Source organism: Nocardioides sp. (genome assembly GCF_035547795.1).
Lineage (GTDB): Bacteria > Actinomycetota > Actinomycetes > Propionibacteriales > Nocardioidaceae > Nocardioides.
Genome location: NZ_DASZUF010000224.1, coordinates 1 through 3,734, shown reverse-complemented (window position 1 = coordinate 3,734; position 3,734 = coordinate 1). Strand labels below are relative to the sequence as shown.

Sequence of the window (3,734 nt, the reverse complement as noted above, 5' to 3'; positions counted from 1 at the left end):
CAGCCGGCCTCAGATGTCGCGGAACGGCTCGATGTTGGCGCCGAGCTGGTTGAGCCGCTCGGCGAGGTCCTCGTAGCCACGGGCGATGACGTACGTCGAGCGCAGCACCGAGGTGCCCTTGGACGCCAGCATCGCCAGCAGGATCACCACGGCCGGGCGTAGCGCCGGCGGGCAGACGATCTCGGTGCCACTGAAGTGCGTCGGCCCCTCGATCATCACCCGGTGCGGGTCGAGCAACTTGACCTGGCCGCCGAGCTTGTTGAGCTCGGTCAGGTAGATCGCGCGGTTCTCGTAGACCCAGTCGTGCAGCAGCGTCTGGCCGTGCGCCACGCAGGCGATCACGGCGAAGAACGGCAGGTTGTCGATGTTGAGCCCGGGGAACGGCATCGGGTGGATCTTGTCCAGCGGGGCATGCAGCACGGAGTGGCCGGTGGTGATGTCGACCAGCCGGGTCTTGCCGTTGAGGGCGACGTACTCCGCCGAGCGGGTGTAGCTGAAGCCCATCTCCTCGAGCGTGGCCAGCTCGATCTCGAGGAACTCGATCGGCACCCGCCGGATGAGGATCTCCGAGTCGGTGACGATCGCCGCGGCGAGCAGCGACATCGCCTCGATCGGGTCCTCGGAGGGCGCATAGTCGACGTCGACGTCGATCGCCTCCAGCCCCGTCACGGTCAGCGTGGTGGTGCCGATGCCCTCGACCCCGACGCCGAGCTTCTGCAGGTAGAAGCAGAGATCCTGGACCATGTAGTTCGACGAAGCGTTGCGGATCACGGTCGTGCCCGGGTGCAGCGCCGCCGCCATCAGCGCATTCTCGGTGACGGTGTCGCCGCGTTCGGTCAGCACGATCGGACGGCCCGGCACGATCTCGCGGTTGACCGAGGCGTGGTAGGAGCCGTCGGTGGCCTTGATGTCGAGACCGAAGGGGCGCAGCGCGGACATGTGCGGCTCGACGGTGCGGGTGCCGAGCTGGCAGCCACCGGCATAGGGGAGAGCGAAGGAGTCCTCCCGATGCAGCAGCGGCCCGAGGAACATGATGACCGAGCGGGTACGCCGAGCGGCATCCTCGTCGATGTTGTCCAGCCGCAGCTGCTTGGGCGGGACGATCTCGAGGTCGTTGTCGTCGTTGAGCCAGCGGGTCTGCACCCCCAGGGAGCTGAGCACCTCCAGCAGCCGGTTGACCTCCTCGATCCGGGCGACCTTGCGCAGCGTGGTGCGACCCTTGTTGAGCAGGCTGGCGCACAGCAGCGCCACCCCGGCGTTCTTCGAGGTCTTGACCGTGATCTCGCCCGAGAGGGTGGTGGGCCCGGTGACGCGCAGGTGCGTGGGGCCCGCACCCAGGGCGACGATCTCCGAGTCGACAGCGGCACCGATCCGGGCGAGCATCTCCAGGGACAGGTTCTGCTGCCCCTTCTCGATCCGGTTGATGGCACTCTGGCTGGTCCCGAGTCGCTCCGCGAGCTGTGCCTGGGTCAGGCCGCGGTGCTTGCGGGCGTCGCGGATGAGGTTTCCGATGCGCCCCTTGTAGCCGTCCGTCATGCCGACACCGTAACTCATATATGAGATAACTCAACGCCGACACGGCCGCTATCCGATCCGGTGCAAGGATGGCCAGCATGCGAGCCACCACGATCCATGGTCCTGGCGACATCCGCTTCACCGAGGTACCGGACCCGGTCATCGCGGCTCCCACCGACGCGATCGTCAAGGTGACCGGCTCCTGCATCTGCGGCTCCGACCTGTGGCACTTCCGCGGCGAGAACGGCCCGATCGACGAGCCCCGCACCATCGGGCACGAGTGCGTGGGCATCGTGGAGGAGGTCGGCCCGCAGGTGCGTCGGTTCAAGGCCGGCGACCACGTCCTCGTGCCGTTCTGCCAGTGCGACAACACCTGTCCGAACTGCCAGGTGGGTGTGCAGTCGGCCTGCGTCAACGGTGCCATGACGGCCAGCGGCCAGGCGGAGTACGCCCGCGTGGCCCAGGCGGACGGCTCGCTGGTCCGGACCGAGGGCGTGCCGGATGCCGCGACCATGCCCGCGATGCTGGCGCTGACCGACGTGATGGCCACCGGCTGGCATGCCGCCGTCTCGGCGGGCGTGCGGCCCGGGTCGACGGTCGCCGTCGTCGGCGACGGCGCGGTGGGGCTCTGCGGCGTACTGGCCGCGTCGGTGCTCGGCGCCGAGCGCATCATCGCGCTGTCCCGGCACGCCGACCGGCAGCGGATCGCGCGGGCGTACGGCGCCACCGACGTCATCGCCGAGCGCGGCGAGGACGCGGTGGCGGCACTCAAGGAGCTGACCGGCGGCGTCAAGGCCGACGCGGTGCTGGAGTGCGTGGGGACCGACCAGGCCATGCGGACCGCGTTCGACGTCGCCCGGGCGGGCGCCACCGTCGGCATGGTCGGTGCCCCGCACGGGGTCGAGCTGCCGCTGCGCACGATGTTCAGCAAGAACATCGGGCTGGCCGGTGGCGTCGCACCGGTACGGCGCTACCTGCCCGAGCTGCTCGACCTCACCCTCGAGGGCCGGATCGACCCGGGCCGGGTCTTCGACGTCACTCTGCCGCTGGACCGGGTCGCCGAGGGCTACGCCGCGATGGATGAGCGGCGCGCGATCAAGGTCGCGCTCACGCCGATCTCCTGAGTCAGCCGCGATAGTCAGCCGCGATAGGTGGTGGCCAGGTTCCGATAGTGCTCGGCGTTGAGCCGGATCAGGGTGACGTCGTCCTCGGAGAGCTGGCGCCGAACCTTTGCGGGCACGCCGGCCACCAGTGAGCGCGGCGGTACGACGGTGCCCTCGGTGACCAGCGCCCCGGCCGCCACGATGGAGCCGGTGCCGACGACCGCGCCGTTCATCACGGTGGCGTGCATGCCGATCAGCACGTCGTCCTCGATGGTGCAGCCGTGCAGCACGGCGCTGTGGCCCACCGAGACGTTCGCGCCGACGGTGAGCGGAAAGCCGGGATCGGCGTGGGCGGCGACGAGGTCCTGCAGGTTGGAGCCCTCGCCGACGGTGATCGGCTCGGCGTCGGCACGCAGCACGGCGTTGAACCAGATCCCGGCGTCGGCGGCGATCGAGACGGCGCCGATCACCATCGCGCCGGGGGCGACGTAGGCGGTCTCGTGGACCAGCGGCTGGGCATCGGGCAGCGGGAGCAAGGTCATGTCCGCCATACTGCCGGTATGACCCGTGAGAAGACGGTATTCATCACCGGTGCCGCGGCCGGTATCGGGCGTGCGACGGCGCTGCGGTTCGCTCGGGAGGGTTATCGCGTGGGCGCCTACGACGTGGACGAGGGGGGTCTGGCCTCCCTCGCCGCGGAGGTCCACGCGGAGGTCCCCGCGGAGGTCCCCGGGGTGGTCGTCGGGGTGCTCGACGTCCGCGACGGCGACGCCTGGGCGGAGACGCTGGCCGGGTTCTGCGGGGCCGACCCGCTCGACGTGCTGGTGAACAACGCCGGCGTGCTCGACGGCGGTCGGTTCGAGGACATCCCGCTGGCCCGGCACCGCCGCGCCGTCGAGGTGAACGTGCTCGGTGTGATCAACGGCTGCCACAGCGCCCATCCGTACCTGCGCGCCGGCTCGCACGTGGTCAACCTCGCCTCGGCCTCGGCGATCTACGGCCAGGCCGAGCTGGCGACGTACTCCGCCACGAAGTTCGCCGTGCGTGGCCTGACCGAGGCCCTCGACCTCGAGTGGGGGCCGCAGGGAATCACCGTGACGGCGCTGTGGCCGCTGT

4 protein-coding genes are annotated in these 3,734 nt (G+C 70.1%); 2 read left to right on the top strand and 2 right to left on the bottom strand.

What is annotated here, in order from left to right; translation table 11 throughout:
- Positions 1–9: 9 nt before the first annotated feature.
- Positions 10–1,536, bottom strand: a complete 1,527-nt coding sequence (relB, locus tag VHA72_RS16480) for a type II toxin-antitoxin system RelB family anti-toxin (protein WP_325577164.1) — start codon at positions 1,534–1,536, stop codon at positions 10–12.
- Between the two features lie 77 nt (positions 1,537–1,613).
- On the opposite strand from relB, the gene VHA72_RS16475 reads away from it, so the two are divergent.
- Positions 1,614–2,639 carry a zinc-dependent alcohol dehydrogenase family protein gene (locus VHA72_RS16475; RefSeq protein WP_325577162.1) on the top strand — a complete coding sequence of 342 codons (1,026 nt, stop codon included), beginning with the start codon at positions 1,614–1,616 and terminating at the stop codon, positions 2,637–2,639.
- A 14-nt stretch (positions 2,640–2,653) separates the two neighbouring features.
- Here VHA72_RS16475 and VHA72_RS16470 read toward each other — a convergent pair whose 3' ends face one another.
- On the bottom strand, positions 2,654–3,160 hold the full coding sequence (locus VHA72_RS16470) for a gamma carbonic anhydrase family protein (protein WP_325577160.1): 507 nt from the start codon (positions 3,158–3,160) through the stop codon (positions 2,654–2,656).
- An 18-nt stretch (positions 3,161–3,178) separates the two neighbouring features.
- On the opposite strand from VHA72_RS16470, the gene VHA72_RS16465 reads away from it, so the two are divergent.
- Positions 3,179–3,734 (top strand): SDR family NAD(P)-dependent oxidoreductase (locus VHA72_RS16465; protein WP_325577158.1); only part of this gene is annotated, 556 nt, incomplete at its 3' end.